This window comes from Micromonospora sp. NPDC085948 (assembly GCF_040686315.1).
GTDB lineage: Bacteria > Actinomycetota > Actinomycetes > Mycobacteriales > Micromonosporaceae > Micromonospora.
Genome location: NZ_JBFBJW010000008.1, coordinates 133,467 through 160,326, shown reverse-complemented (window position 1 = coordinate 160,326; position 26,860 = coordinate 133,467). Strand labels below are relative to the sequence as shown.

Here is a 26,860-nt window from a genome sequence, read left to right as displayed (position 1 = left end):
AACGGGGGCCACGCTCCGAACGGGGGCGCGCCGTCGGCCCGCGGGTCGAAGACCGGCGCGTCGTCGACCCGCGCATCGAAGCCCGGCGCGTCGTCGACCCGCCCGTCGAACGGGGGCACGTCGTCGAGCGGCGCGTCGGCGGGTGCCTCGTGGTCGACCGGCGGCGCGGGTGGTTGCCGCCACCCGGTGCCGCCGGTACCAACCGTCGTGGGCACATGCTGGACCGGCACTTCCGGGCCGACCAGCGGCGGCCCGTACGCGACACCCGGCGTGGCCTGGCTGGCCGTACGGGGTGCGTCGGGTTGCCGCCGGCCGGTCCGACCGGGATCCGCCGTGGCGCGATTGGCGGCTGCCTGACGGGCACCCACCACCAACGCCACGGCGGCCAGCAGACTGGCCGCGATAGAGATGATCAACATGATGCTGGAGCCACCGGCCAGGCCGAGCACCAGGAGCACCACCGCGACGAGGATGAGCAGGAGACTTGCGACTATCACGGCTCACCCCCGCCGCGTCGTACCGTCCAGACAGGGCCGGCGACCGTCACCATTGGCGGAGAACGATCGCCGGCCGGCGCTCAGCGTCCGGCTTCGAGGGCGCCGGAACGCCCGCTGCCGTACGAACCGGCGAGACCCGCAGCGGCCAGCCCGTTGCCGCCGGCGACCCGGCCTGCCTCGGAGCGGGTCATCTCGGCCTCCAGGCCCTGGCCACGACCGTCGAGGTCACGCAGCTGGCTCTCCAGGTACGCCTTGAGCCGGGTGCGGTACTCGCGCTCGAACTGCTTGAGCTCCTCGATGTGCTTCTGCAGGGCCGTGCGCTTGGCGTCCAGGCCGCCCATGGCCTCCTGGTGCCGCTGGCGGGCGTCCCGCTCCAGGGCGTCGGCCTTCGCGCGAGCCTCGCGGGTCACCTCCTCGGCCTTGCCACGGGCCTCGGACAGCAGCTGGTCGGCTTCGCGGCGCGCGTCGGACACGTGGTCGTCGGCGGTGCGCTGGGCCATCATCAGCACGCGCAGGGCCTGCTGCTCACCGTCACCGGTGACGCCGCCGGCCGGGCCGCCGGTCGCGCGGACCTGCTCCAGCTCGGCCTGCATCGCGCGGGCAGCCTGCTCGGCCGCCGACTTGTCGCGCTGCACCCGGTCCAGTTGGGCCTTGACGTCGTTGAGCTCCGCCGCCAGTCGGGCGTCGCCGCCGGGGCCTGCGGGGGCACCGCCACGGCCGCCGCGCTCCACCTGGGCGCGCAGCTCGTTGTTTTCCTCGATGAGACGGGCGAGCTCGCGCTCGACCTCGTCCAGGAAGGCGTCGACCTCCTCCTCGTCATACCCCCGCTTGCCGATCGGCGGCTTTTTGAAGGCGACGTTGTGGACGTCGGCCGGGGTCAGCGGCATCGAAACTCCTCGGGTCAGTTGCGGCCGCGAAAGCGCGTCGGTCATCAGGCAGATGCCCTGATCGACGGCCCTAACACGAACTCCATCAGCACGAACAGGATAACCAGGAGCACAAGGGAGGCCAGGTCGATGCTCACGGTACCAATTCGCAGCGGAGGGATCACACGCCTCAACGCGTTGAGAGGGGGATCAGTGACGCTCCACACGGATTCCAATCCTGCCGATGCGCCACGGCCCGGTTGCCAGCGCCGGCCGTACTGCAGGACGGCGCTCAACACGAACCGGGACAGAAGAAGAAGCAGGAAGACATAAAGGATCAGGTACAACACTTGCAGTAAGATCGACAACACGGTCAGCGACGTCCCTCGGGTCGGGCGGGGGTCAACTCAAACTGAAAAAGCCGCCCTCAGCGATCTTGGCCTTGTCCTCAGCGGTGACCTGGACGTTAGCCGGTGAGAGCAGGAACACCCGATTGGTCACGCGCTCGATCGTACCGCGCAGGCCGAACGCCAGCCCGGCCGCAAAGTCAACCAGACGGCGGGCATCCGCCTCATCCATTTCGGTGAGATTGATGATCACCGGAACGCCGTCGCGGAAGTGCTCACCGATGGTGCGCGCCTCCCGGTAGGTGGTCGGGTGCAGCGTGGTGATCTGGTACCGCTGCTCCTCCTCGGGCAGCGCCCGCTCCCGCGACGTGACCTGCGGCGCGAGGGCCAGATTGTCCCGGGTGTGGTAGGTCAGCGCGCCGGACGTCTCGCCCGCCGACGACCGGGTGATCGACCGCACGCTGGACCGCTCGGCCCGTTCCGCGCGCTCGCCGTCACCACGCTCGGACTCACTCAACCGCCCGCTCGTCCGCTCGGAGAGTCGACCCCGCTCGGTGGCGCGCGGCCGGGGAGCCGGCGGCTCCTCGGTGTCGTCCTCGTCCTCGTCGGCGAACTCCTCGGCGTACCGGCTCTGCCGGTACCGCGAGTCACGGTAGCCACCCTTGTCGTAGCCACCGTCGTCGTAGGCCCGCTCGTCGTCTTCTTCGACCAGACCGAGCCAGACCCCCGCCTTGCGCAGTGCACCCATCCCGCGCCCTTCCGTCCGCCGTGCGGCACGCGCCCCCGTGCCATGTCGCCCGTCGCGAGTGGACAACCATGCCCATCGGACCGGAACCGCAATCCCCCCAGCGCGCGATTCGCGTCGCGCGCACGACCCCCGACAGGAGACGCCGCCCCTGAAACAACACTGATGTAATTTGCTTGTCTCGCGGTCAGGCTACCGCAGCGTGGGACGCATTCCGAGCAACGCGCTACCGACGCGGACATGTGTCGCGCCGTATCGGATCGCGATGTCGAAATCTCCGCTCATTCCCGCGGACAGTGCGGTGGCTCCCGGATGGACAGCCCGAAACGCGTCGGTAACCTCCGCGAGCCGGGCGAACGCCCTTTCCGGCTCCCACCCCAGCGGAGCGACCGCCATCAGCCCGACCAGACGCAGCCCTGGGGCGTCGGCGATCGCCTCGGCCACCGGCTCCAGTCCGGAGCCCGGATCCGCCGAGTCGGGCAGGGCCCCGCCCCGGGCCGCGTCGCCGTCGATGCTCACCTGGATCAGGGCGTCGAGCGGCGTCTGCCGGTCGGCGGTCGCGGTGGCCAACGCCCGGGCCAGCCGGACACTGTCGACGGAGTGCACCGCGTCGGCGTAGCGGACCACCGAGCGGGCCTTGTTGCGTTGCAGTTGACCGATGAAGTGCCAGCGGGGACGTACCCCGGCCGCGGCCACCTCGGCGGCCTTGGCGGCCGCCTCCTGGTCGCGGTTCTCCCCCACGTCGGTCACCCCGAGCCCGGCCAGCGCCACCACGTCGCTGGCCGGGTAGGTCTTCGTCACGGCGATCATCGTGACCTCGGCACGGTCCCGACCGGCCTGCGCGCAGGCGTCGGCGATGCGGGACCTGATGTGGGCCAGGCCGGCCGCCAGTTCGGCGTGCCGGTCCGGTCGTACCGTGGCTGAGCTGTCGGTCATCGGCGGTGCTCAGGACCCGTTCTTGAGGAAGTCGGGGACGTCGACGTCGTCGAAGAGCACGCGCCGCGGCGACTGGGCCGGTGTCGGGTTGCTGACCGGCGCCGGCACCGGGGTGCTCTGCGGCGCCGGCTGGTTGGTGTTGGTCTTGCGGGTCGGCTCGGCCGCCTTGTACGCGGGAGTGCCGCCGTCGAAGCCCGCCGCGATGACAGTCACCCGCACCTCGTCGCCGAGCGCGTCGTCGATGACCGCGCCGAAGATGATGTTGGCGTCCGGGTGGGCCGCGTCGGTGACCAGCTGGGCCGCGTCGTTGATCTCGAACAGGCCCAGGTCGGAACCACCGGCGATGGAGAGCAGCACGCCCCGCGCACCGTCCATGCTCTGCTCCAGCAGTGGGCTGGAGATGGCCGCCTCGGCCGCCTCGACCGCGCGGTTCTCCCCACGGGCGCTGCCGATGCCCATCAGCGCGCTGCCGGCGCCGCTCATCACGCTCTTGACGTCGGCGAAGTCCAGGTTGATCAGACCCGGGGTGGTGATCAGGTCGGTGATGCCCTGCACACCGGAGAGCAGCACCTGGTCCGCCGTCCGGAACGCGTCCATCATGCTGATGTTGCGGTCACCCAGGGCCAGCAGCCGGTCGTTCGGGATCACGATCAGCGTGTCGCACTGGTTACGCAGCTCGTCTATTCCCGTCTCGGCCTGCACCTGGCGGCGCTTGCCCTCGAAGGAGAACGGCCGGGTCACCACGCCGATGGTCAGCGCGCCGAGCTTGCGGGCGATGTTGGCCACCACGGGCGCGCCGCCGGTGCCGGTGCCACCGCCCTCACCGCAGGTCACGAAGACCATGTCGGCGCCCTTGAGCACCTCCTCGATCTCGTCGCGGTGGTCCTCGGCGGCGTTCTTGCCGACGTCGGGGTTGGCGCCGGCGCCCAGGCCGCGGGTCAACTCCCGGCCCACGTCGAGCTTGACGTCGGCGTCACTCATCAGCAGCGCCTGGGCATCCGTGTTGATCGCGATGAACTCGACGCCCTTGAGCCCAACCTCGATCATCCGGTTGACGGCGTTGACCCCGCCGCCCCCGATGCCGACGACCTTGATGACCGCCAGGTAGTTGTGCGGAGGTGTCATCTCCGGTCCTTTCCTTCGAGATTGGCTTCGGCCGACCGGTTACGGCGTGGCCAGACCAGCGGCCGACGACAGCTGTCACCAGCGAGGCTCAGAGGTGAACCCTCACCCTCTACTAGAGGCTTACAGTTATGTCAACCACTGTTCCTCTTCCGGGCAACGTAAGCGCCACCGCGCCAGGAGCCAAGGACCCGACCGGCGTGTCGCCGAGCCGAGCGCGACGGGTCACCTCCGCGGGCGCTCATCCGTCAGCGAAAGGTCACCACATCGGGAGCGCTCACGTCGATCCGGGCGGCGTCCTCGTCCAGCAGGGCGGTGGCCACCTTCGCCTTGTCCGTGCCCCGGGTCGCGTCGCCCCAGACCACCGTCCGGTCCCCCCGCAACCGCAGGCTGATCCGCGCCAACCCCTCCACCCGCAGGTCCACCAACTCCGCGCGGAGCTGCGGGGTCAGGGCGGAGAGGACCTCCAGCGCGGCCCGGGTGCCCGGGTCGTCGGCGGCCGGACGGCCCACCGTCACCTGCGGCAGATCGGCCGGACGCCGGTCCACCGTCCGGAACGCCACCCCACTCCGGTCGATCAGGGCGAACGCCGCCCCCTGCGGCACCGCCGCCACCGGAGTCCGCTCGGTCACCCGCACCACGAGCGCGCCGGGCCAGTCCCGGGAGACCCTGGCCCGCTCCACCGCCGGCAGCGCACCGACCCGGCGGGCGGCGGCGGCCAGGTCCACCCGGGCCAGCGGCACCCCGTCCGGCACGCCGACCGCCTCGTGCACCTGCACCGGGGTGACCAGGCCGGCGCCCTCCACCCGCACCTCCCGGACCCCGAACAGCCCGGTGCCGAGCACCGTCCAGGCGACCAGCCCGGCCAGCGCGAGCACCCCGGCCGTCACCGCCCACGGCAGCGCCGCGCGCATCCGACGCTGCCGGGCACGAGCCATGAACCGGCGCGTCGAGGGCGGTACCGCGTCGCGCCCCGCCCGGACCAACTGCCACCGCCGCGCCGGCCCACGACGCGGGGCGCCACCGTCGGCGGCGCTGGTCCGCCCCCGGGCCGGGCCGGGACTCATCCGGCCAGGGGCGCCGCGCCGCCGGGCGCGGCGGTGCCACCGAGAGCCGCTCCGTCGCCGCCGGCAGTGGTCCCACCCGGCACCGCGTCAGCGATCGCCGGGGACGTGGCCGCCGGGTCGACGGTCGCGGTCGGCGCCGGGCCGGCCGTACGCTCACCCAGGGCCACCAGCAACTCGTCACCCATCAGCGAGATCGGCGGGGCGCCCATGGTGACCACCACGTCCCCGGTACGCGCGCGACGGGCCACCTCGACCGGGGCCTGCTCCCACGACTCCACGAAGACCTTGCGGTCGGCGGGCAGGTCCACGGCCGCGATCAGCGCTGCCGAACCCTCGCCGGGCTGCCGCAGCTCGCCCGGCCCGAAGACCTCCAGCAGCACCACCTCGTCGGCGATGGCCAGCGCGTCGGCGATCTCCGCCTGGTTGTCGCGGGTGCGGTACAGCCGGTACGGCTGGAAGACGACGATCAACCGGCCGTCCCCGGCCACCTCGCGCAGCGTCTGCATGGCGAGCGTCATCGAGGTCGGGTGGTAGGCGTACTCGTCGTAGACCAGCACGCCGTCCGCGACACCCTTGCGCTCGAAGCGCCGCCGCACGCCGGGGAAGACCGCGAGCGCGGCCTCGGCCGCCTCCAGCGGCAACTCCAGCAGGTACGCGGCCAGCACCGCGGCGGCGCTGTTCAGACCCATGTGCCGCCCCGGCACCGGCAGGCGGAACTCGCCGAGCGACCGGCCGTCGATCGCGGCCAGGTAGCGCACCCCGCGCGCGGAGGAGACGATGTCGGTCAACCGCAGGTCGGCGTCGGCGGCCTCGCCGTAGGTGAACACCCGCCGCCCCTCGGCGCGCAGGCTCTCGGCCAGCCGCCGGCCGCCCGGGTCGTCGGCGCAGGTGATGATGAACCCGTCCGGGTCGGTCAGGCGGGCGAACTCCACGAACGCCGCCTCCAGCGTCGCGTAGTCGCCGTAGGTGTTCAGGTGGTCGGCCTCGACGTTGGTGATGATCGAGACGTACGGGCGGTAGATGAGGAACGAGCGGTCACTCTCGTCGGCCTCGACCACGAAGTGCTCGCCGGTGCCGTGGTGGGCGCCCGAGCCGACCTCGGAGATCTCCCCGCCGATCACGAAGGACGGGTCCACACCCGCCTGCTGGAGCACCATGGTCACCATCGAGGTGGTGGTGGTCTTGCCGTGTGTGCCGGCCACCGCCACCGCCCGACGTCCGGTCATCGCCGCGGCCAGGGCCTCCGAGCGGTGCAGCACCCGCAGGCCGCGCCGACGCGCCTCGACCAGCTCCAGGTGGTCCTGCGGAATGGCCGACGAGTAGACGACGGTGTCCACACCGTCGAGGTTGCTCGCCTCGTGGCTGAGGTGGATGGTGCCGCCGAGCGCCCGCAGCCCCTCCAGCGAGGGCCACTCCCGCAGGTCGCTGCCGGAGACCCGGATGCCCCGGGTGAGCAGCAGCCGGGCCACGCCGAGCATGCCCACCCCACCCACCCCGATCAGGTGGACGGCCCCCAGGTCCTCCGCGGTGAGCGTGCCGGCCGGGGTGAACTGCGCGGTCATCGGGCCACCGCCGCGAGGACGAAGGACCGCAGTGCCTCGTCACCGTCCCGCCGCCCGTACGCCGCCGCGGCCGCGCCCATCGCGGCCAGCCGCTGCGGGTCGCGGATGAGCGGGATGACGGTGCGCTCCAGCCAGTCCGGGGTGAGCTCCGCGTCGTCGACGAGCAGCCCACCGCCGGCCTCCACCACGGGCAACGCGTTGCGCCGCTGCTCCTGGTTGCTGTGCGGGTACGGCACGTAGATCGTGGGCTGCCCGATCGCGGCCACCTCGGCGACGGTCATCGCCCCGCCCCGGGCCAGCATCAGGTCGGCGGCGGCGTAGCCCAGCTCCATCTCGGACAGGTAGGGCAACGTCACGTACGGCACCGGCAGATCGGTGGGGATCGGCACCGGCTCGTTGCGCGCGCCCATCACGTGCAGCACCTGCACGCCGTTGCGGGCCAACTCCTTGGCCGCCCCGGAGACCGCCAGGTTGATCGAGCGGGCGCCCGACGAGCCGCCGGAGACGAAGAGCACCGGCAGGTCCGGGCGGAGCCCGAAGTGGGCGCGGGCGGCGTTGCGCAGCGCGTACCGGTCCAGCCCGGCGATGGTGCGGCGCAGCGGCACCCCCACGATCGTGGCGTCGCGCAGCGACTCGGCCTGGCTCGGCTGGTGCGGGAAGCCGACGGCGATGTTCTTGGTGAACTTCATGCCCAGGCGGTTGGCCACGCCCGGTGGCACGTTCACCTCGTGGATCACCATGGGCAGTTCCCTGCGCCAGGCGGCGAGGTAGGCCGGCACCGAGACGTACCCGCCGAAGCCGACGACCACGTCGGCCTTGACCTCGTCGATCACCTTGCCCGCGGCGCGGGCCGCGGTCCACATCCGGCCCGGGGTACGGACCAGGTTCATGTTGACCGACCGGGGCAGTTGGTACGCCGGGATCTGCCGCAGGTCGTAGCCCTGCGGCGGAATCAGGTCGTTCTCCATGCCCTTGGGTGTGCCGAGGCAGGTGATCCGGACGCCCGGGTCGTGTCGGCGCAGGCAGTCGGCGAAGGCGAGCAGCGGGTAGATGTGCCCCCCGGTGCCACCTCCCGCGAGCACCACCGAACGCAGCGGACCCATCAGCGTCTCCTCTCGCTCGCCGTACCGCCGCGGGTGCGGTCCTGTCGGACCCCGCGCGGTGCGGCCTGGTCGTCATGGCGCCGCTCGCGGGACCGGGGCACGGACCCTCGGCCAGCGGGCGGCGTCGCCGGTCGGCGACGCCGGCCGGGAAGCGGCGGCAACGGGGCCCAGAGTAGTCGGACCCACCGGGCCGGCGGACGGGCATGCAGGGCTCTGGCCGCATCGGGTTCGGCGCGGGCGAAGGAGGCCAGCATGCCGATGCCGGCCAACGTCACCACCAGGGCGCTTCCGCCGTCGGAGATGAACGGCAGCGGCAGGCCGGTGATCGGCAGCAGCCCGACCACCCCACCGATGTTGATCACCGCCTGGCTGACCAGCCAGGTGGTGACGGCGGCGGCGGCGAGCCGGCGGAACGGATCGTCGACCCGCCGGGCGATCCGCAACCCGGTGTACGCGAGGACCGCGAACAGGCTGAGGATGACGACGCACCCGATCACGCCCAATTCCTCGGCGATGATCGCGAAGATGAAGTCGTTGTGTGCCTCGGGCAGCCAGTCCCACTTCAGACTGCCCTTGCCCAGCCCGACACCGAACCAGCCGCCGTGCTCGATGGCCAGCCGACCCTGGTAGACCTGGTAACACGGGTCTCCGCACTTGTCCGGCGGCGGTGGGTTGAGGAAGAGCGTCAGTCGCGCCAGGCGGTAGTTGTCCGCGCCCTTCTCGCCGGAGCCGGCGCCCAGTGAGGCCACCGCGATGAGCAGGCCGACACCGAGCAGACCGACCACGGTCAGGGCACCGAAGACCCGCATCCGTACACCGGCGGCCCAGAGCAGACCGACCACCAGGGCCAGCAGGCAGAGCATGGTGCCCACGTCGTTGTAGCCGACCAGCACGAAGAGCAGGCCCATCACCGGGAAGAGCGGGGTGGCCAACTCCCGCCACCAGCCCAGCGCGGCGCCCTTGCGGGCGATCACGTGCGCCCCCCAGAGCACCAACGCGATCTTGGCCAGCTCGGAGGGTTGCACCTGGATCCCGCCGATGAACAGCCAGAGCAGCCGCGCCTCGATCGGGCCGATCCGAGCGGAGTCCTGTTGGGTCAGGCGCGCATAGGCGAGCAGCAGGTTGAGCACCAGCAGCAGCCCGATCGCGGTGAACAGCAGCGGCCGGCCCAGCGACCGGTAGGTGCTGGCGGGCAGGCGCTGGCAGGCCCAGAACACCCCGATGCCGATCACCGCGAAGATCGCCTGCTTGGTCACCGAGGCTGAGGCGTTGCCGTCCTGGGCGTAGTCCTTCACGCTGGTCGCCGAGAAGACCATGGTCAGCCCGATCAGCAGCAGCAGGCCGGCGCTGGACAACAGCAGGTAGTAGGAGGCCAGCGGCCGGTCCAGCAGGCCGCGCAGCGCGGCGAGCCCGCCGGCCGCGTCCAGCCCGCGCAGCGGCACGGGCTGCGCCGGCTGCGCCGTGCGCGGTGTCGCGGGCGGTTCCGGGCCGCGCGTGTCGTCCGGCTGCGCGACGGCCTCCGCGGTTCGCGCCGCGCCGGGTGACCGCCGCGGGCGGCCGGCTGTCCTGTCGTCGGTGCCTGAATCCTCCCCCACCCCGACATCATCACCGCTGGGCGCGCCCGAGCGGCCCACAACGACACACCGGGCGTGTCGGATCCGGGGGGCGGCACCCGCGCATGCCGCACACCCCGCCGCCTCGGCTACGCACGATCGACTACTCGGACGGTGACCCGCTCGAACGGGGTGGAGATCAGGTCATGTTTGCCAGGAACTCGCTGTAGAACAGGCCCAGGGCGATGGCCACGCCGATGCCGGCGATGATCCAGAAGCGCACCACGATGTTGACCTCACTCCAGCCGGCCAGTTCGAAGTGGTGCTGTAGCGGTGACATCCGGAACACCCGTTTACCCGTGGTCTTGAAAGAGATGATCTGGATCACCACGGACATCGTGATGATCACGAAGAGCCCACCGATGATCGGCAGCAGCAGGATGGTGCGGGTCGACATCGCCATGCCGGCGATCAGACCGCCCAGCCCCAACGCCCCGGTGTCGCCCATGAAGATCCGCGCCGGGGACGTGTTCCACCAGAGGAAGCCCACACAGGCCCCGGCCGCCGCCCCGGCTATCAGCGCGATCTCCAACGGGTCGCGGACCTCGTAGCAGTACGGCTGGGTGTAGTTCGGGTCGGCGCACCAGTGCCGGTACTGCCAGAACGCGATCAACGCGTACGCGGCCAGCACCATGACCGAGGCCCCGGTGGCGAGACCGTCCAGACCGTCGGTGAGGTTCACGCCGTTCGTCGTGGCCATCACCACGAAGATGAAGATGATCACCGCGCCGACCTTGCTGAGTTCCAGGGCGTCGATGTCCCGGATGAAGCTCAGCGTGGTGCTGCCCACCGTCTCGGTGTTTGTCGCCTTGCCCGAACCGTCGGTCATCGTGCTCGGGAACCACAACGCGACCACGCCGAAGAGCGCGCCCACCAGGATCTGACCGAGCAGCTTGCCGCGCTTGTTCAGACCGGCGCTGTTGCGCTTGCGCACCTTGAGGAAGTCGTCGAGGAAACCGACCGCGCCGGAGAAGACCATCAGCCCCAGCAGCACCAGCGCGGTGATGGTCGGCTCCACCTGCGCGATCTGCTTGTCCGGCAGGGTGGTCAGCGCCAGGTGCCCGGCCACGTACGCGATGACCGTGGCCAGGATGAAGACCACGCCACCCATCGTGGGCGTGCCCTTCTTGCCCTGGTGCATGGCCGGGCCGTCGGACCGGATCGGCTGACCGGCCTTGAGCCGGGTGAACACCTTGATCGCGAGGGGGGTGCAGAACAGCGACACGATGAAGGCCACCCCGACGGCGACGATGACCGCCCTCATCGGGTGGACTCCGCACCGGCGTCGGCGCGCAGGGCGTCGGCCACCTCCCAGGTCCGGTACCGGGAGCCCTTGACCAGGACGACGTCACCCGGTCGTAGTTCGCTCCGCAGCACCTCGACGGCCGCCGCCTGATCGGTGAGCAACACCGACTCTCCTCCCCAGTTCGCTACCGCTGTCGCGCCTTCGTGGATCGGCGCGGCCGGCTCGCCCACCACGAGCAGCCGGTCGACACCCAGGTCAGCCGCGAGGCGGCCGATCTCGGCGTGGCCGTCGTACTCGAACGGACCCAGCTCGGCCATGTAACCAAGCACCGCGACGGTACGCCGACCCTGGCCGATGCTGGCGAGCGCCCGCACCGCCACCGCCATCGAGGCCGGGTTGGCGTTGTACGAGTCGTCGATGACAGTCACCCCGTCGGGGCGGTCGAAGACGTCCATCCGACGGGTCGACACCAGCCCCAACTCGGCGAGGGCCGGCGCCAGGTCCGCCAGAGGCATGCCCAGCTCCCGGGCCACCGCCGCCGCGGCGAGGGTGTTGCCGACCTGGTGCCGGCCGGCCAGCCCGAGCCGCACCGGCACGCGCCCCTCCGGGGTGACCAGGGTGTACGACGGGCGCCCCCGCTCGTCGAGCGTGACGTCCTCGGCGCGTACGTCGGCGTCGGCCGCCTCGCCGTAGCGGACCACCCGGGCCCGCGTCCGGCTCGCCATCGCGTCCACCCGCGGGTCGTCGGCGTTCAGCACGGCCAGCCCGTCCGGCGGCAGGGCCTCGACCAGCTCGCCCTTGGCCTGCGCGATGGCCTCCTGCGAACCGAACTCGCCGATGTGCGACGTGCCGACGTTGAGCACCACGGAGATCCGGGGCGGCACCAACTCACACAGGTAACGGACGTGCCCGATCCCGCGCGCGCCCTTCTCCATCACCAGGTAGCGGGTGTCCGGCCCGGCCTGCAACGCGGTGTACGGGTGCCCCAGCTCGTTGTTGAACGACCCGGGCGGCGCCACCGTGGCCCCGAGCCGGGTGGTGAGCTGCCCGATCAGGTCCTTCGTGGTGGTCTTGCCGGAGGAGCCGGTCACGCCGATCACGGTCAACCCGGGCAGCCGGTCCACCGCGGCGCGGGCCAGCCGGCCCATCGCGGTCAAAGCGTCGTCGACGAGCACCATCGGCACCCCGGGCACCTCGCGGCTGCCGAGCACCGCCACCGCCCCGGCCTGGACCGCCGTCACCGCGTAGTCGTGCCCGTCGACCTTCTCCCCCGGGAAGGCCACGAAGAGCGAACCGGGCCCCAGCTTGCGCGAGTCGAACTCCACCGAACCGGTGACGGTGGCGGCCGGGTCGGCGCCCACCAGCCGCCCGTCGACCGCCGCGGCGACCTCGGCCAGGCTCAGCGCGATCATCGCCGACCCGCCAGGTCTCCGAAGCGGGCCCGCAACGCGTCGGCCAACTCGACGCTGTCGTCGAACGGAAACACCTCGCCCGCCACCTCCTGGCCCCGCTCGTGCCCCTTGCCGAGTAGCGCGATCACGTCGCCCGGCTCGGCCAACCGGACCGCCTCGTCGATCGCGGCACGCCGACCGGACACCTCGATGATCCGGGCGGCCGTGCCGGCCCGGTACGCCCCGGCGAGCACCTCGGCGCGGATCTCCGCCGGGTCCTCGGTCCGCGGGTTGTCGTCGGTCACCAGCACCACGTCGGCGCCCTCGGCGGCGGCCGCGCCCATCACCGGTCGCTTGCCGCGGTCCCGGTCTCCGCCGGCGCCGAGCACACAGATCAACCGGCCGACGCTCAGCTCGCGCAGCGCGGCGAGCGCGGCCACGATCGCGTCCGACTTGTGCGCGTAGTCGACCACCCCGCGCACCGGTCCGGCGCTGTCGACCAGCTCCAACCGGCCGGGCACGCCACCGCAGGCTGCCACCCCTGCCGCCGCGGTCGCCGGGTCCACCCCGACGCCGACCAGCGCGGCGATGGCCAGCAACGCGTTCGCCACGTTGTGCCGGCCGGGCAGCGCCACCCCGGCGGACAGGACCACCCCGTCCGGGCCGTGCGCGGTGAAGCGCTGGGCGTATCCCTCGCCGTCCACACCGTCGGCCCACCAGGTCGCGCCCCGGTCACCGGCCGCCGAGTAGGTGACGGTCGCCGGCTTGTGCAACGGCTGCAACGCCGGGTCGTCCTGGTTGAGCACCTCGACCGCGCAGCGCCCGTCGAAGAGCTGGGCCTTCGCGGCGAAGTAGTCGTCGCTGTCGGCGTGGAAGTCGAGGTGGTCGGAGCCGAAGTTGGTGTACCCCCCGACGGCGAAGCGGACCCCGCCCACCCGGCCCATGGCGAGCGCGTGGCTGGAGACCTCCATGACCACGGCGGTGACCCCACGCTCGCGGGCGGTGGCCAGCATGGCGTGCAGATCGGTCGCCTCGGGGGTGGTGCGCACACTGTCGATCACCAGGTCACCGAGCCGGGTCTCCACGGTGCCGATCAACCCGGTGGTGTGCCCGGCGGCCCGCAACCCCGACTCGACCAGGTACGCGGTGGAGGTCTTGCCGGCGGTGCCGGTCACGCCGACCACGGTGAGCGCGGCGGTCGGGTCGCCGTAGACCGCCGAGGCCAGCTCGCCGAGGACGGCGCGGGGGTCGGGCACCACGAGGGCGGGCAGGCCGCTGGCCGCCGCCAGCTCGGCGCCGGCCGGGTCGGTCAACAGGGCCACCGCGCCAGCCTCGGCGGCGGCGGCGGCGAACTCCGCGCCGTGCCGGCGGGCGCCGGGCAACGCCGCGTACAGGTCGCCGGGGCGAACCTCCTGGCTGGCGTGGGTGGCCCCGGTGACGTTCACCGTGGCGGCGTCCGCCGGAAGGTCGACGGCGAGCCGGACGGCGAGAGCACCGAGCCGGACTCCGGTCACGGTACGTGGACGTGGATTGCCAGGCACGGCGTCAGACCCTACCCGGTCGTCCGGTTCCGGCCGTACAGCCGCCCCGGTGGTTCGTCGGCACTCACCGATGATGTCCCGCCATCGCTGCTCAGCGCGGATAGACCACGAACTTGGGTGCCGAACCGCCGGTGGACGGCGGCACCCGGTAGTGACGCAGCGTGAACTGCATCATGTCGCGGAACGCCGGATTGGCGATCGCCGCGCCCCCACCGTCGGGCGAGTACACGAAGACGGCGATCACGTAGCGGGGATTCTCGGCGGGGGCCATGCCGATGAAGGAGGACACCTTGTCGGTCTCGATCTTGCCGTTGACCACCCGCGAGCCGGTCCCGGTCTTGCCGGCGACCCGGTAGTCGGGGACCGCGGCGTTGACGCCGGTGGCGTGGTCGACAGTGGTGACCGCCTCCAGCATGGTGCGCAGGGCCGCCGCGTTCTGCGGGCTGAGCACCGACCGGGTCACCGGGGCGGGCGCGGGGGTGCGCTTGCCGTCCGGGCTGATCGTTTCCTTGATGAGGTGCGGCTGCACGTACGTGCCGTTGTTGGCGATGGCGGCGTACGCGGCGGCCATCTGCAGCGGCGTCGCGTCGACGCTGTGCCCGATCGGCACCGACCCGTGCGACGATTCGCTCCACTCGTCGGCCGGCAGCAGTCGCCCACCGGCCTCCCCCGGCATTCCCTCGCCGGTCGGCTTGCCCAGCCCGAACCGCTTCTGGTAGTCGATCAACCGGTCCCGGCCGAGCTTCTCGGCGATCGTGATGGTGCCGACGTTCGACGAGTAGGCGAGCATCCCGGGGATGCTCATCCGTTTGCCGTTGGCCGGATGCGTGTCGGAGAACCAGGTGTCACCCATCTTGATGTTGTTGGGGATGGGCAGCGTGGTGTCCGGGGTGATCACCCCCTCCTGCAGGGCCGCGCCGTAGGTGATCGCCTTGTGCACCGAGCCGGGGTCGACGACGAAGCTGGTCGCCGCGTCCTCCCGGGCGACCGGGTCGCTCGGCAACGGCTTCGCCGCGCTGTAGGTGGGATTGCTGGCCTGGGCCAGCACCTCCCCGGAGGGAATCTCGATGATCACGGCCGCGCCGGTGCCGCCCCGCACCTGGGCCATGCCCTCGCTGAGGATCTGCTGCGTCCGGAACTGCAGGTCCCGATCGATGGTGAGGCACAGCGAGCTGCCCGGCTTGGCGGGCGTGGTCAGGCTGTAACCGCCCGGGATCGCCGCGTCGAGATCACGGCGGCCGGCCTCGTACCTCCGCTTGCCGTCCTGACCCGCGAGCACGTCGTTGTAGCGGGCCTCCAGCCCCTCCAACCCGACCATGTCCTGACTGGTGAAGCCGATCAGGTTGGCCGCCAGGTCACCCCCGGGCACCTCGCGACGCTCGTCGCGGTGCACCCCGATCCCCGGCAGCTCCAGCGCCTGCACCTGCTTGGCGGTGGAGATCTCCACCCCCCGGGCCAGGTACACGAACCGGGAGTCGTTGCCGTTCTCCAACTTGCGGGGCTTGAGCAGCCCGGTGAGCTTCGACGCCGGGATGGCGAGCAGCGGTGCGAGCGCCTGGGCGGTGCCGGCCTGGTCCTTCACCTCGGTGGGATCGGCGAACACGTACCGTGCCTCGACGCTGCGCACCAGCGGGGCGCCGGTGCGGTCGTAGATCGCGCCCCGCGCCGCCGGCAGTTCCACGGTGCGGGTGCGGTCGATGACGCCGCCCCCGGCATACGCCGGGGCGTCGACCGCCTGGAGGAAGATCAGCCGGATCCCGATACTCGCGAACAACGTCAGGGCCAGGGCGGTGCCCAGCCGCAGCCGCAGCCGCGAGTCGGCCAGCTTCGGCGGGCGCGGTGGCTTGCGGGACGGCCGCCGGGCCGTCGGGCGGTCGGCGCGGCGTGGCGCGCGCGGCGTGGTCCGTCGGCGTGGCGGCGGCTCCTCGACGCCCGGTCCTCGGGGGGTACGCGGCGCGACGGTGCGCACCACGCCACCCCGTCCGGCGGCCGGGGCGTCGCGGCGACCGGCCCGGGCGGCGGCCCGACCACCGTCGAGCACCTGCAACGCGGGCCGGAACGGGTCGCCGGATCGGGTGCTGCGCGGGGTACGCCGTTGCTCGGCGCCCACCGCGCGCGGCGGCGTGCCGCGCTCGTCGCGGACGGTCCGACCCCGTGGCGTGTACGCGCGGGCGCCGGAGATGCCCCCGATGCCGGGCTCGCCGGTGCGCGGCTCGGAGTCGGTGGGGCTGGCGTCACGCGAAGAACCGCGCCGGGACCCTGTGGGGTCCCGGCGCGGCTCGTCCGACCTTCGTGGCACGGGTCAGCCTCCCGCACCCTGGCTGGTCACCGACGGCTTACCGGTCGCCGGCTGCGGCACACCGATGGTCTTACCGTCCGGCAGCCGGATGTAGCCCGGCTCGCCAGCGTCCACCAGGCCCAGCCGCCGCGCCTCGGCGGTCAGGTTGCCCGGCGCCTCGTACTCGGCGATCCGCTTGTCCAACTGCTGCTTCTCCAGGTCCAGTCGAGCCTGCTGCTGCTGCAACCGCTCCAGCCGGAACGCGTTCTCGTTGATTTTGGTGTTGACCGCCAGGATGCCCAGCACCCCGCCGACCACCAGCACCACGATCAGCGCCGCGAACGGCGCACGCGGCACCGAGATCGGCGACGGCGGTGCGACCCGCAGCCGCGGCGGCCGGGCGCTGGAGGCGCTGGCGGCCTTCTCGACCGGCCGCAGCGCGGCGGCGCCCTGGGTCGGGAACTCGCGCGCCCCCCGGGCGCGAGTCTCCCCCTGCTGGTTCACTCGATCGATGCGTGGCGTACCGTTTCCGAGGCGCGGAGCCCGCTCCGCCGCGGTCCGGCCCCCCGACCGCGGTGCGCGCTGCCCGTCGCCGGTGACGTCCCGGCGGCCGCGCTTGTCAATGTTCATGTCCCTCCCCCTCAACGTCCGTCCCTCTGCCGTCCCGGTGCCCCTGACCCCCCACGGATCAGGCGGACCCCGGGCCCGGTTGGTGCATTCCCTTCACCCGTCGGCGAGACCGTTCGCGGTCGGTCCGCCCAAGCTCTGTCGCGTTCGGATCGAGTCGTTCCGCGGCCCGCAGCCGCACCGAGGCGGCCCGCGGGTTCACGGCGACCTCCGCCTCCCCGGGCAGTTCGGCGCCCCGGCTGAGCAGCCGGAACGTCGGACCCGACCCGGGAAGCTCGACCGGGAGGTCGACCGGGCCCTTACTGCGGACCCGGTCCGCGAGCGCCACCTTGGTGAGCCTGTCCTCCAGGGAGTGGTAGGACAGGACCACCATGCGACCGCCCACGGTCAGTGCGTCGAGTGCTGATGGCAACGCTGACTCCAGCGCCGCCAACTCTCTGTTTACCTCGATCCGTAAAGCCTGAAACGTTCTCTTTGCCGGATGACCGCCCGTTCGTCGGGCTGGCGCCGGAATGGACTCCCGGACCAGCTCCGCCAACCGCGCGGACGAGGTGATCCGGCCGCGTTCCCGCTCCCGCAGGATCGCCGAGGCGATCCGGCCGGCAAACTTCTCCTCGCCGTAGACCCGCAGCACCCGGGCCAGGTCCGGATGCGCGTAGGTGTTGACCACCTCCTCGGCGGTCACCCCCCGGGTCTGGTCCATCCGCATGTCCAGTGGCGCGTCCTGGGCGTACGCGAACCCGCGGTCGGGCGCGTCCAATTGCAACGACGACACACCCAGGTCGAACAGGATGCCGTCGATGCCCGGATAGCCCAGCCGGTCCAGTACCTCGGGCAACTCGTCGTAGACGGCGTGCTCCAGATGCACCCGATCGGCGAACCGGGCCAGCCGGACCCGCGCGTGAGCGAGCGCCTCGGTGTCCCGGTCGAGCCCGATCAGGACCGTCTCCGGGTGTGCCTCGAGCACCGCCTCCGCGTGCCCGGCCAGACCGAGCGTCGCGTCGACGTGGACCGTCCGGCCGCCTCGACCCAGCGCGGGGGCCAGCAGCTCAAGACACCGCTCGAGCAGCACCGGCACGTGCGTGCCGCGCAACTCCCCCATGTTGACCCCCACTGGTTGAAACGTCCGTTCTCCTCGTGCGCCTGTCGTCGGACGGCGCTGCCGTCGTACCGCCAGATCCCCATCCGCTCCCGCCGGACACCGGACCGTCGCCCGGTGACTGGATCGTGCGCCTGGCACCGGGGAAGGGGTGCCAGGAACTCGAAAGCGGCTGGAGATCTCGCAGTACGTCGGGCGCCGTTCCGCCCTACAGACCGCCGGGCAGCACCCCCTCCGAGATGTCGGCGAAGTCGTCCTCGCTGTCGGCGAGGTAGGTCTCCCAGGCTGCCTTGTCCCAGATCTCCACCCGCGTGCTCGCGCCGATCACGACCAGGTCGCGGTCCAGCGCGGCGTACGCCCGCAGGTGGGCCGGAATGGTTACCCGACCCTGCTTGTCCGGAACCTCGTCGTGCGCGCTGGCGAAGAAGACCCGGCTGTAGGCCCGGGACGCCTTGTGCGTCATCGGCTGCGCGCGCAACTGGTCCGCGATCCGCTGGAACTCAGGGGTCGGGAAGACGTAGAGGCAGCGCTCCTGCCCTTTGGTGACCACGACACCCCCCGCCAGCTCATCCCGAAACTTGGCCGGAAGGATCAACCGGCCCTTTTCGTCCAGGCGTGGAGTGTGGGTGCCGAGAAACACCGGCCCTACCCCCTCGCCCCTGAGCGGCGTTCGCGGCGCCGCTGACCCCCCGGGCCGGTGAGCCCTCCCGGCCTCACCATTGGCCCCCACTCTACTCCACTTCCCTCCACCTGCAACCAGATTGGCCCGCGCGGCGTGTCCGATCCGGTGGCAAAACTGCACGTCACGAGGGGTGGAGCGGAGTGGAGGGCCGCGGCGGCCCGCCGGCGTGGTCCGCTTTCCGACATAGATCGACTCCGTCCGGTGGAGGCCCTCCCGGCCGCCCGCGCCGCTGCCACGGCCGAACGGTTCACCGTCGGCGGCGATCTGGCGGGGCGGACGGTCCGGTAACCTCGCTCGCGTGACGGACGCGAAAATGCCCCTACGGGCCAAGGTGGCCAGCTCCGTGTCACGGACCGCCGCGGCGCTCTCCCGGGCGGCCGGCCGTGGCGACGGTTCGGTGATCGGCGGGTGGATCGGCCTGAAGATCGACCCGGACCTGCTGGCCCACCTGTCGGCCGGGCGTGCGATCGCGCTCGTCTCCGGCACCAACGGCAAGACCACCACCACCCGACTGACCTCCGCAGCGGTCGGCGTGCTCGGCCGGGTCGCCACCAACTCGTTCGGCGCCAACATGCCCAGCGGGCACACCTCGGCACTGGCCAAGGCCGGCAGCACCCCGTACGCGGTGCTGGAGGTGGACGAGCACTACCTCGCCCAGGTGTTGGAGGCGACCGAGCCGCACGTGGTCGCGCTGCTCAACCTCTCCCGCGACCAGCTCGACCGCGCCAAGGAGGTCGCCATGATGGCGCAGCTCTGGCGTGCGGCGCTGGTCCGGCACACGAACGTCCGGGTGGTGGCCAACGCCGACGACCCGCTCGTGGTCTGGGCGGCCACCCCGCCGGGGGACCCCGCCCGGGGCATCAACCCGCCGCCGGTGACCTGGTTCAGCGCCGGCCAGCGCTGGCACGACGACTCCTGGGTCTGCCCGGAGTGCGGCTCCACCATCCAGCGCTCCGGTGAGCAGTGGTGGTGCACCGGCTGCCCGTTGCGCCGACCGGAGCCGAACTGGGTCGTCGAGGACGAGGGCGTGCTCGACCCCACCGGAGCCTGGCACAAGGTTTCCCTCCAGCTGCCCGGCAAGGTCAACCTCGGCAACGCGGCGACCGCGCTGGCGGTGGCCGCCGAGTTCGGCGTACGCCCGGTCGACGCGGTGTCCCGCCTCGGCATCGTCACCTCGGTGGCCGGCCGTTACGCGCAGGTCGACAAGGACGGGCGCAACATCCGGCTGCTGCTGGCCAAGAACCCGGCCAGTTGGCTGGAGGCGTTCGACATGGCCGACGACGCGCCGACCCTGCTCTCCATCAACGCGCGCGACCCCGACGGTCTGGACACCTCCTGGCTCTACGACGTCGACTTCGCCCCGCTCCGTGGCCGGCAGGTGTTGATCACCGGCGACCGGGCATACGACCTGGCGGTTCGACTGGACGTCAACGACGTCCCGTTCCAGCACGTCCGCACGTTCGACGACGCGCTCCGGTCGGTCCCGCCCGGGCGGCTGGAGGTCATCGCGAACTACACCGCGTTCCAGGACATCCGAGCGGAGTTGGACCGTGTCATCTGAGAGCCTGCGCATCGTCTGGATCTATCCCGACCTGCTGTCCACCTACGGCGACCGGGGCAACGCCCTGATCCTCGCCCGCCGGGCCCGCCAACGCGGCATGCCGGTCGAGGTGCTGGAGGTCCGCTCCGACCAGCGGCTGCCCGCGACCGCCGACATCTACCTGGTCGGCGGCGGCGAGGACGGCCCGCAGGCGTTGGGCGCCCAGCGGCTGATCGCCGACGGCGGCCTGCACCGGGCGGTCGCCCAGGGGTCGGTGGTGTTCGGCGTCTGCGCCGGCTACCAACTGCTCGGCACCTCCTTCTTCGCCAAGGGTGTGCAGTGTCGGGGGCTGGAGCTGCTCGACCTGCAGTCCGACCGGGGCGAGAGCCGGGCCGTCGGCGAGCTGGCCGGTGAGATCGACCCCCGGCTGGGTCTGCCCCCGCTCACCGGTTTCGAGAACCACGGCGGTCGCACCCACCTCGGTCCGGAGGTCGCCCCGCTGGCCCGCGTCAGCGTCGGGGTCGGCAACGACGGCGCCACCGAGGGCGCGTGGCGCGGCAAGCTGCTGGGCACGTATTCGCACGGCCCGGCACTGGCCCGCAACCCGGCCCTGGCCGACCTGCTGCTGCGCTGGGCCACCGGCGCACACCAGCTTCCCCCTCTGGACGACACCTGGTCGGACCGGCTCCGCAACGAGCGCCGCTCCGCAGTGGCCCCCGCCCGGGCATGATCCGAGCCGTCCGGCGGCTGCTCCGGCAGCCGTCGGCCGCCCGGTTCGCCCTGCTCGTCCTGCTGATCGGCGGTTGCGGGCTCCTGCTGCTCCTGGTGCCCCGGCCGGATCCGGCGCAGCTACCCCGGCTGGCGGACCGGCTGGGTGACCTCGCCCCGGTGGCGGCCATCCTCGGCGGCGCGCTGCTGCTGGTCGCCCTGGTCCCCCGGACCTTCGTCACGCTCGCCGCGGGCGCGATCTTCGGCCCGCTGGAGGGCGCCGCGTACGCCCTGGGCGCCGCGCTGGTGGCCGCGGCGATCGGGTTCGGGGTCGGCCGGCTGCTCGGCCGGGAGTTCGTCGCCGAACGGGTCCGTGGTCGCCTGGCCCGCCTCGACGGCTGGTTCGCCCGGCAGAGCGTGGTCGGTGTGGTCACCGTCCGGCTGCTACCCATCGCCGGCTTCGGGCTGGTCAGCTACGGCTACGGCACGACCGGCGCCCGGGTGCTGCCGTTCCTGGCCGGGAGCGTCATCGCCTCCGCGCCGACCGCCTTCGGCTACGCGGCGATCGGTGCCGCGGTCAGCTCCCCGGGCCACATCAACTGGTACGCCGCCGCCCCGGCCAGCCTCGGCCTGATCGCCGGCGTGGTGCTCATCCACCAGTGGTGGCGCGCTGAGCGCCGACGTCGACGAATGCCGGTCTGACCGTGCCCGAGCCGACCGCTGATCCGGCCGAGGAGCCCCTGTCCGGCGGGTTCGTCACCGACGTGGTCCGGATCGGCGACACGGTACGACGTACCCCGCCCGTCAACCTGGACTTCGTCGGTGCGTTGCTGCGCCACCTGGCCGAGGTGGGCGCGGACCTCGCGCCTCGCCACCTGGGCGTCGACGACCGCGGCCGGCAGATGCTCAGCTACGTCGCGGGGCGGGTGCCGTGGCGGAACCAGGAGGATCCGGCGTTCTTCAGCGACCCGGCGCTGGTGCGGCTGGCCGAGCTGATCCGACGGTTGCACGACGCGTGCGCGGGCACCGAGCTGGCCGGCGACGCCGAGACGGTGTGTCACCGCGACCTGTCGCCGAAGAACACGGTGTACCGCGACTTCCCCGCCGGGCCGCTCCCAGTGGTCTTCGTCGACTGGGACCTGGCCGCCCCGGGCCGGCGGATCGAGGACGTCGCGTTCGCCGGTTGGCACTGGGCCGCGTTGGGCGACGGCGCCGACCCCGTCGAGCTGGGCAGGCGCTGCCGAATCCTCTGCGACGCCTACGACGCGGCGTCCACCGAGACCGCACCGGGCAGGCTGGCGCGAGGTGAGCTGGTGGGCGTGATGCTCGACCAGATCGAGAGCACCTGGCGAGGCATCGACGCCGGCGCCGACCGCGACGAGCCGGGCATGCGCCGGCTGCGCGACGAGGGAGCGGTCGACGGGATACGCCGCTGGCAGGACTGGCTGCACACCCACCGCGAGGTCGTTACGGCCGCGCTGAAAGCCTGACCGGCCGCCCACCCACCACCCAGGTCGATCATGGAGTTGTGGTGGGGGATCAAACCCCTGCCAAGGGGCATACCAGGCACCACAACTCCATGATCGACGCCGGTCAGGCGACTACCGAGACCATTCGGCCCTTGACCACGATGACCTTGCGGGGCTCCTTGCCGGCCAGGGTCGCGGCCACCGCGTCCAGGGCCGCCGCGCGGACGGTCTCCTCGGCGGCGTCGGCGGGGACCTCGATGCGGCCACGGACCTTGCCGTTGACCTGCACCGGATAGGTCACCGTGTCGGCCACCAGCAGCGCCGGGTCGGCGGTCGGGAAGTCCGCGTACGTCAGCGAGGTGTCGTGGCCCAGCTTGCGCCACAACTCCTCGGCAACGTGCGGGGCGAACGGCGCCACCATCAGCACCAGCGGCTCGGCCACCTCACGCGGCGTGGCCGACAGGCCGGTCAGCCCGTTGGTCAACTGGATCAGCTTGGCGATCGCGGTGTTGAACCGGATGCCGTCCATGTCGCCACGGACCCCGTCGATCACCGTGTGCAGCAGCCGGCGGGTCGCCTCGTCGGCCGGGTCCTCGGTGATCCGCGGCTCGCCGGTCTCCTCGTCTACGACGGCCCGCCAGACCCGCTGCAGGAACCGGTACGAGCCGACCACCGCCCTGGTCTCCCAGGGGCGGGACACCTCCAGCGGACCCATCGACATCTCGTACACCCGGAAGGTGTCCGCGCCGTAGGCGGCGCACATGTCGTCGGGGGTCACCACGTTCTTCAGCGACTTGCCCATCTTGCCGTACTCGCGGTTGACCGCCAGGTCGCCCAGGTAGTAGGCGCCGTCGCGCTCCATGACCTCCTCGGCCTGCACGTAGCTGCCGCGCGAGTCGGTGTACGCGTACGCCTGGATCATGCCCTGGTTGAACAGCTTGCGGAACGGCTCGAACGACGACACGTGCCCCAGGTCGAACAGCACCTTGTGCCAGAACCGCGCGTACAGCAGGTGCAGCACGGCGTGCTCGGCGCCACCGACGTACAGGTCGGTGCCTCCGCAGTCACCCTCGCGTTGCGGGCCCATCCAGTAGCGCTCGTTCTCCGCGTCGACGAACCGCCCGCTGTTCGTCGGGTCCAGGTAGCGCAGCTCGTACCAGCAGGAGCCGGCCCACTGCGGCATCACGTTGGTCTCGCGGGTGTAGCGCTTCGGCCCGTCACCCAGGTCCAACTCGACCTCGACCCAGTCGCGCCGCCGCGACAGCGGGGTCTCCGGGTCGCTGTTGGCGTCGTCGGCGTCGAACGTCTTCGGGGAGAAGTCGTCCACCTCCGGCAACTCGACCGGCAGCATCTCCTCCGGCAGGGCGATGGCCGCGCCGGTCTCGTCGTAGACGATCGGGAACGGCTCACCCCAGTACCGCTGGCGGGAGAACAGCCAGTCGCGCAGCCGGTAGGTCACCGCGCCGGTGCCGTGCCCGTTCGCCTCCAGCCAGGCGATGGTCGCCGCCTTGGCGTCGGCGACCCCCAGGCCGTTCAGGTCCAGGCCGCGGTCGTGCGCGGCGCTGTTGATCGCCGGGCCGTCCCCGGTGTACGCCTTGCCGTCGAAGCCCTCCGCCGGCTGCACGGTGCGCACGATGGGCAGCTCGAAGACCTCGGCGAACGCCCAGTCCCGCTCGTCCTGGGCCGGCACCGCCATGATCGCGCCGGTGCCGTAGCCGGCCAGCACGTAGTCGGCGATGAAGATCGGGATCTGCCCGCCGGTGACCGGGTTGGTGGCGTACGCGCCGATGAAGACGCCGGTCTTCTCCTTGGTGTCGGACTGCCGCTCGACGTCGGTCTTGGCCGCCGCCGCCTTGCGGTACGCCTCGACGGCCACCCGGGGGCTGGCGTGCCCACCGGTCCAGGCGTCCCTCGTGCCGTCCGGCCAGGCGGCCGGCACCAGCGTGTCGACCAGCTCGTGCTCGGGCGCCAGCACCATGTAGGTGGCACCGAAGACGGTGTCCGGCCGGGTCGTGAACACCCGCACCGGCGCCTGCTCGGTGGCGAAGTCGATGTGGGCGCCGGTGGAGCGGCCGATCCAGTTGCGCTGCATCAGCTTGATCGGCTCGGGCCAGTCCAGCGCGTCCAGGTCGTCCAGCAGCCGGTCACCGTACGCGGTGATCCGCATCTTCCACTGCTTCAGGTTGCGCTTGAAGACCGGGAAGTTGCCCCGGTCGGAGCGCCCGTCGGCGGTGACCTCCTCGTTGGCCAGCACGGTGCCCAGCCCGGGGCACCAGTTGACCGGGGCGTACGAGACGTACGCCAGGCGGTGGTCGTCGACGACCTGACGGCGCTCGGCGACGCTCAGCTCGGCCCACGCGCGGCCGTCCGGGGTGGGCCGGTTACCGCCCTCGAACTCGGCGATCAGCTCGGCGATCGGACGGGCCCTGCCGGCGTCGCGGTCGTACCAGGAGTTGAAGATCTGCAGGAAGATCCACTGGGTCCAGCGGTAGAAGTCGGTGTCGATGGTGGCCACCGAACGGCGCTCGTCGTGCGCCAGCCCCAGCCGGCGCAGCTGCGCCTTGTACCGCTCGATGTTCGCCACGGTGGTGGTCCGGGGGTGGGTGCCGGTCTGCACCGCGTACTGCTCGGCGGGCAGGCCGAACGCGTCGAAGCCCATCGCGTGCAGCACGTTGCGACCGGCCATCCGCTGGTAGCGGGCGTAGCAGTCGGTGCCGATGTAGCCCAGCGGGTGGCCGACGTGCAGGCCGGCTCCGGAGGGGTACGGGAACATGTCCAGCACGTACAGCTTCTCCGCGCCGGCGCGGGGGTGGGTCGGGTCGGCCAGCGGGCCGGTCGGGTTCGGTGCGTGGAAGGTGCCCTCGCGCGCCCAGGTGTCCTGCCAACGGACCTCGATCTCGTCGGCCAGGGCTGCGGTGTACCGGAACGGGGGAATGTCGCCCGCCGGTGCGGCTGCCTCACTCATCGTCTCTCCTCGCTTCGCTTCGCTTCGTCTCGGCGTCGCCGGGCCGGGCCGGCGGCGGGCACAAAAATGCCCCTCGCACAGGAGGGGCCGCCGTGCTGTCGCTGCGTTCAGCGCATCAGCACGGCCCGGTAAGAAGCAGGAAGACTCCGGCCATGTTCCGCAGTGTACCGCGCCGGCCGCCCGCCCCGCCGGCCGCAGGGGTACGCCGGGCCGGGTCCCCCGAGGCGGCGAATATCGGGGCGTAACCGACGGACTACCTGCGGGGGTCGGCGATAACGACAAACATGGTTAGCCTGAGAGGCTAGTGAGAATCCTGCGGCAAACGAGGCTCGACGTCGCGAACCCAACGGCGGGTCCAGGTGCTCTCTAGAGAGCTGCCGTGACGGCGACGAGGAGGAGGCCCGTGACACAACAGACCTGGGACGAGGTGGGCGGCCTACTGCCGCACGACGAGTTCCGCGCCGCCAGCGAGGCCATCGTGGCCAACATCGAGCAGGTCATCGAGGGTAAGACCGCCACCGTGCGGCTCGCCCTGGCCGTCCTGCTCGCCGAGGGTCACCTCCTGATCGAAGACGTTCCCGGTGTCGGCAAGACCAAGCTGGCCAAGGCCCTCGCTCGGTCCATCGACTGCACGGTACGACGGATCCAGTTCACCCCCGACCTGCTGCCCAGCGACGTCACCGGGGTCAGTGTCTACAACCAGGAGACGCACGACTTCGAGTTCCGCCCGGGTGCCGTCTTCGCCAACCTGGTGGTCGGCGACGAGATCAACCGGGCCTCGCCGAAGACCCAGTCCGCGCTGCTGGAGTGCATGGAGGAGCGGCAGGTCACCGTCGACGGGGTGACGTACCAGCTCCAGACCCCGTTCATGGTCATCGCCACCCAGAACCCGATCGAGATGGAGGGGACCTACCCGCTGCCCGAGGCGCAGCGCGACCGGTTCACCGCCCGCATCGCGATGGGTTACCCGGACTCCAACGCCGAGCTGGCCATGCTCGACGGCCACGGTGCCACCGACCCGCTGAACGAGCTGCGCGCGGTCTCCGACGCGGCAATCGTCCGGCAGCTCATCGCCACCGTCCGGCAGGTGCACGTCGCGGACGCGGTCAAGCAGTACGCGATCGACCTGGTCACCGCCACCCGCGAGGCCCCCGACCTGCGGCTCGGCGCCTCCCCCCGGGCCACCCTGCAGTTGCTACGCACCGCCCGGGCGGTCGCCGCCCTGGAGGGCCGCGACTACGTGCTCCCCGACGACCTGCAGGCCCTGGCGGTGCCGGTGCTCGCGCACCGGATCATCCCGACCGCCGACGCGCAGCTCGCCCGGCGCACCACCGACGCGATCGTCTCCGAGCTGGTGCACCGCCTGCCGCTGCCGCACGACCGGCAGCGCAACCCGTACGACACCCGGCCCGCTTCCGGCAACGGCCGCGCGCCCTACGAGCCGCGGAGGCCATGA

21 protein-coding genes and 2 pseudogenes are annotated in these 26,860 nt (G+C 72.0%); 5 read left to right on the top strand and 18 right to left on the bottom strand.

Annotated features, from left to right (window positions below):
* Window positions 1–155 precede the first annotated feature (155 nt).
* From AB0O48_RS21680 to mraZ, 17 genes and pseudogenes are all read right to left on the bottom strand, one after another.
* Window positions 156–461, bottom strand: a pseudogene (locus tag AB0O48_RS21680) (hypothetical protein); the annotation flags it as partial.
* A 116-nt stretch (window positions 462–577) separates the two neighbouring features.
* Window positions 578–1,384 carry a DivIVA domain-containing protein gene (locus tag AB0O48_RS21675; protein ID WP_357251070.1) on the bottom strand — a complete coding sequence of 269 codons (807 nt, stop codon included), beginning with the start codon at window positions 1,382–1,384 and terminating at the stop codon, window positions 578–580.
* A gap of 44 nt (window positions 1,385–1,428) precedes the next feature.
* Window positions 1,429–1,734, bottom strand: a complete 306-nt coding sequence (locus AB0O48_RS21670) for a YggT family protein (protein ID WP_030334503.1) — start codon at window positions 1,732–1,734, stop codon at window positions 1,429–1,431.
* A gap of 31 nt (window positions 1,735–1,765) precedes the next feature.
* Window positions 1,766–2,458, bottom strand: coding sequence for a cell division protein SepF (locus AB0O48_RS21665; RefSeq protein ID WP_357251067.1), 693 nt, complete (start codon window positions 2,456–2,458; stop codon window positions 1,766–1,768).
* Window positions 2,459–2,647: 189 nt separating this feature from the next.
* Window positions 2,648–3,391 carry a YggS family pyridoxal phosphate-dependent enzyme gene (locus AB0O48_RS21660; RefSeq protein ID WP_365067880.1) on the bottom strand — a complete coding sequence of 248 codons (744 nt, stop codon included), beginning with the start codon at window positions 3,389–3,391 and terminating at the stop codon, window positions 2,648–2,650.
* A gap of 9 nt (window positions 3,392–3,400) precedes the next feature.
* Window positions 3,401–4,516, bottom strand: a complete 1,116-nt coding sequence (gene ftsZ / locus AB0O48_RS21655) for a cell division protein FtsZ (RefSeq protein ID WP_357251061.1) — start codon at window positions 4,514–4,516, stop codon at window positions 3,401–3,403.
* A gap of 245 nt (window positions 4,517–4,761) precedes the next feature.
* Window positions 4,762–5,580, bottom strand: a complete 819-nt coding sequence (locus tag AB0O48_RS21650; protein ID WP_365067876.1) for an FtsQ-type POTRA domain-containing protein — start codon at window positions 5,578–5,580, stop codon at window positions 4,762–4,764.
* Complete coding sequence (gene murC, locus AB0O48_RS21645; RefSeq protein ID WP_357251056.1) at window positions 5,577–7,142, bottom strand: UDP-N-acetylmuramate--L-alanine ligase; 1,566 nt, start codon at window positions 7,140–7,142, stop codon at window positions 5,577–5,579. Before murC ends, AB0O48_RS21650 begins: the two co-directional genes overlap by 4 nt.
* Window positions 7,139–8,245: an undecaprenyldiphospho-muramoylpentapeptide beta-N-acetylglucosaminyltransferase gene (gene murG, locus AB0O48_RS21640; protein WP_357251053.1), complete on the bottom strand. Its 1,107-nt coding sequence runs from the start codon at window positions 8,243–8,245 to the stop codon at window positions 7,139–7,141. The genes murC and murG overlap by 4 nt, the downstream gene beginning before the upstream one ends.
* Window positions 8,245–9,687, bottom strand: coding sequence for a putative peptidoglycan glycosyltransferase FtsW (locus AB0O48_RS21635; protein WP_357251428.1), 1,443 nt, complete (start codon window positions 9,685–9,687; stop codon window positions 8,245–8,247). The genes murG and AB0O48_RS21635 overlap by 1 nt, the downstream gene beginning before the upstream one ends.
* Before the next feature lie 310 nt (window positions 9,688–9,997).
* Window positions 9,998–11,122, bottom strand: coding sequence for a phospho-N-acetylmuramoyl-pentapeptide-transferase (mraY, locus tag AB0O48_RS21630; protein WP_357571480.1), 1,125 nt, complete (start codon window positions 11,120–11,122; stop codon window positions 9,998–10,000).
* Window positions 11,119–12,516 (bottom strand): UDP-N-acetylmuramoyl-tripeptide--D-alanyl-D-alanine ligase, encoded by a 1,398-nt coding sequence (gene murF, locus AB0O48_RS21625; protein ID WP_365067871.1) that lies wholly within the window; start codon window positions 12,514–12,516, stop codon window positions 11,119–11,121. Before murF ends, mraY begins: the two co-directional genes overlap by 4 nt.
* Window positions 12,513–14,036 (bottom strand): UDP-N-acetylmuramoyl-L-alanyl-D-glutamate--2,6-diaminopimelate ligase, encoded by a 1,524-nt coding sequence (locus AB0O48_RS21620; RefSeq protein WP_357571478.1) that lies wholly within the window; start codon window positions 14,034–14,036, stop codon window positions 12,513–12,515. The genes murF and AB0O48_RS21620 overlap by 4 nt, the downstream gene beginning before the upstream one ends.
* A gap of 91 nt (window positions 14,037–14,127) precedes the next feature.
* A complete protein-coding gene (locus AB0O48_RS21615) occupies window positions 14,128–16,335 on the bottom strand; it encodes a penicillin-binding protein 2 (protein ID WP_365067867.1) in 2,208 nt (735 codons plus the stop codon).
* A 3-nt stretch (window positions 16,336–16,338) separates the two neighbouring features.
* Window positions 16,339–16,944 (bottom strand): hypothetical protein, encoded by a 606-nt coding sequence (locus AB0O48_RS21610; RefSeq protein ID WP_357251040.1) that lies wholly within the window; start codon window positions 16,942–16,944, stop codon window positions 16,339–16,341.
* Window positions 16,934–18,043: pseudogene (gene rsmH / locus AB0O48_RS21605) on the bottom strand (16S rRNA (cytosine(1402)-N(4))-methyltransferase RsmH). The gene AB0O48_RS21610 and the pseudogene rsmH overlap by 11 nt, the downstream one beginning before the upstream one ends.
* A 205-nt stretch (window positions 18,044–18,248) precedes the next feature.
* Window positions 18,249–18,680, bottom strand: coding sequence for a division/cell wall cluster transcriptional repressor MraZ (gene mraZ / locus AB0O48_RS21600; protein ID WP_357251037.1), 432 nt, complete (start codon window positions 18,678–18,680; stop codon window positions 18,249–18,251).
* 355 nt (window positions 18,681–19,035) lie between these two features.
* Between mraZ and AB0O48_RS21595 the strand changes: the two genes are divergently transcribed.
* From AB0O48_RS21595 to AB0O48_RS21580, 4 genes are read left to right on the top strand one after another with little or no spacing between them, the layout of a single operon-like run.
* Complete coding sequence (locus tag AB0O48_RS21595) at window positions 19,036–20,283, top strand: MurT ligase domain-containing protein (RefSeq protein ID WP_357251425.1); 1,248 nt, start codon at window positions 19,036–19,038, stop codon at window positions 20,281–20,283.
* On the top strand, window positions 20,273–20,992 hold the full coding sequence (locus AB0O48_RS21590) for a glutamine amidotransferase (protein WP_357251035.1): 720 nt from the start codon (window positions 20,273–20,275) through the stop codon (window positions 20,990–20,992). Before AB0O48_RS21595 ends, AB0O48_RS21590 begins: the two co-directional genes overlap by 11 nt.
* Window positions 20,989–21,672 carry a VTT domain-containing protein gene (locus tag AB0O48_RS21585; protein WP_357571476.1) on the top strand — a complete coding sequence of 228 codons (684 nt, stop codon included), beginning with the start codon at window positions 20,989–20,991 and terminating at the stop codon, window positions 21,670–21,672. Before AB0O48_RS21590 ends, AB0O48_RS21585 begins: the two co-directional genes overlap by 4 nt.
* A gap of 2 nt (window positions 21,673–21,674) precedes the next feature.
* Complete coding sequence (locus AB0O48_RS21580; protein ID WP_365067860.1) at window positions 21,675–22,460, top strand: phosphotransferase; 786 nt, start codon at window positions 21,675–21,677, stop codon at window positions 22,458–22,460.
* Between the two features lie 103 nt (window positions 22,461–22,563).
* Here the strand turns inward: AB0O48_RS21580 and leuS are convergent, their stop codons facing one another.
* Window positions 22,564–25,404 (bottom strand): leucine--tRNA ligase, encoded by a 2,841-nt coding sequence (gene leuS, locus AB0O48_RS21575; protein WP_365067857.1) that lies wholly within the window; start codon window positions 25,402–25,404, stop codon window positions 22,564–22,566.
* A 403-nt stretch (window positions 25,405–25,807) separates the two neighbouring features.
* On the opposite strand from leuS, the gene AB0O48_RS21570 reads away from it, so the two are divergent.
* A complete protein-coding gene (locus AB0O48_RS21570; protein WP_357251025.1) occupies window positions 25,808–26,860 on the top strand; it encodes a MoxR family ATPase in 1,053 nt (350 codons plus the stop codon).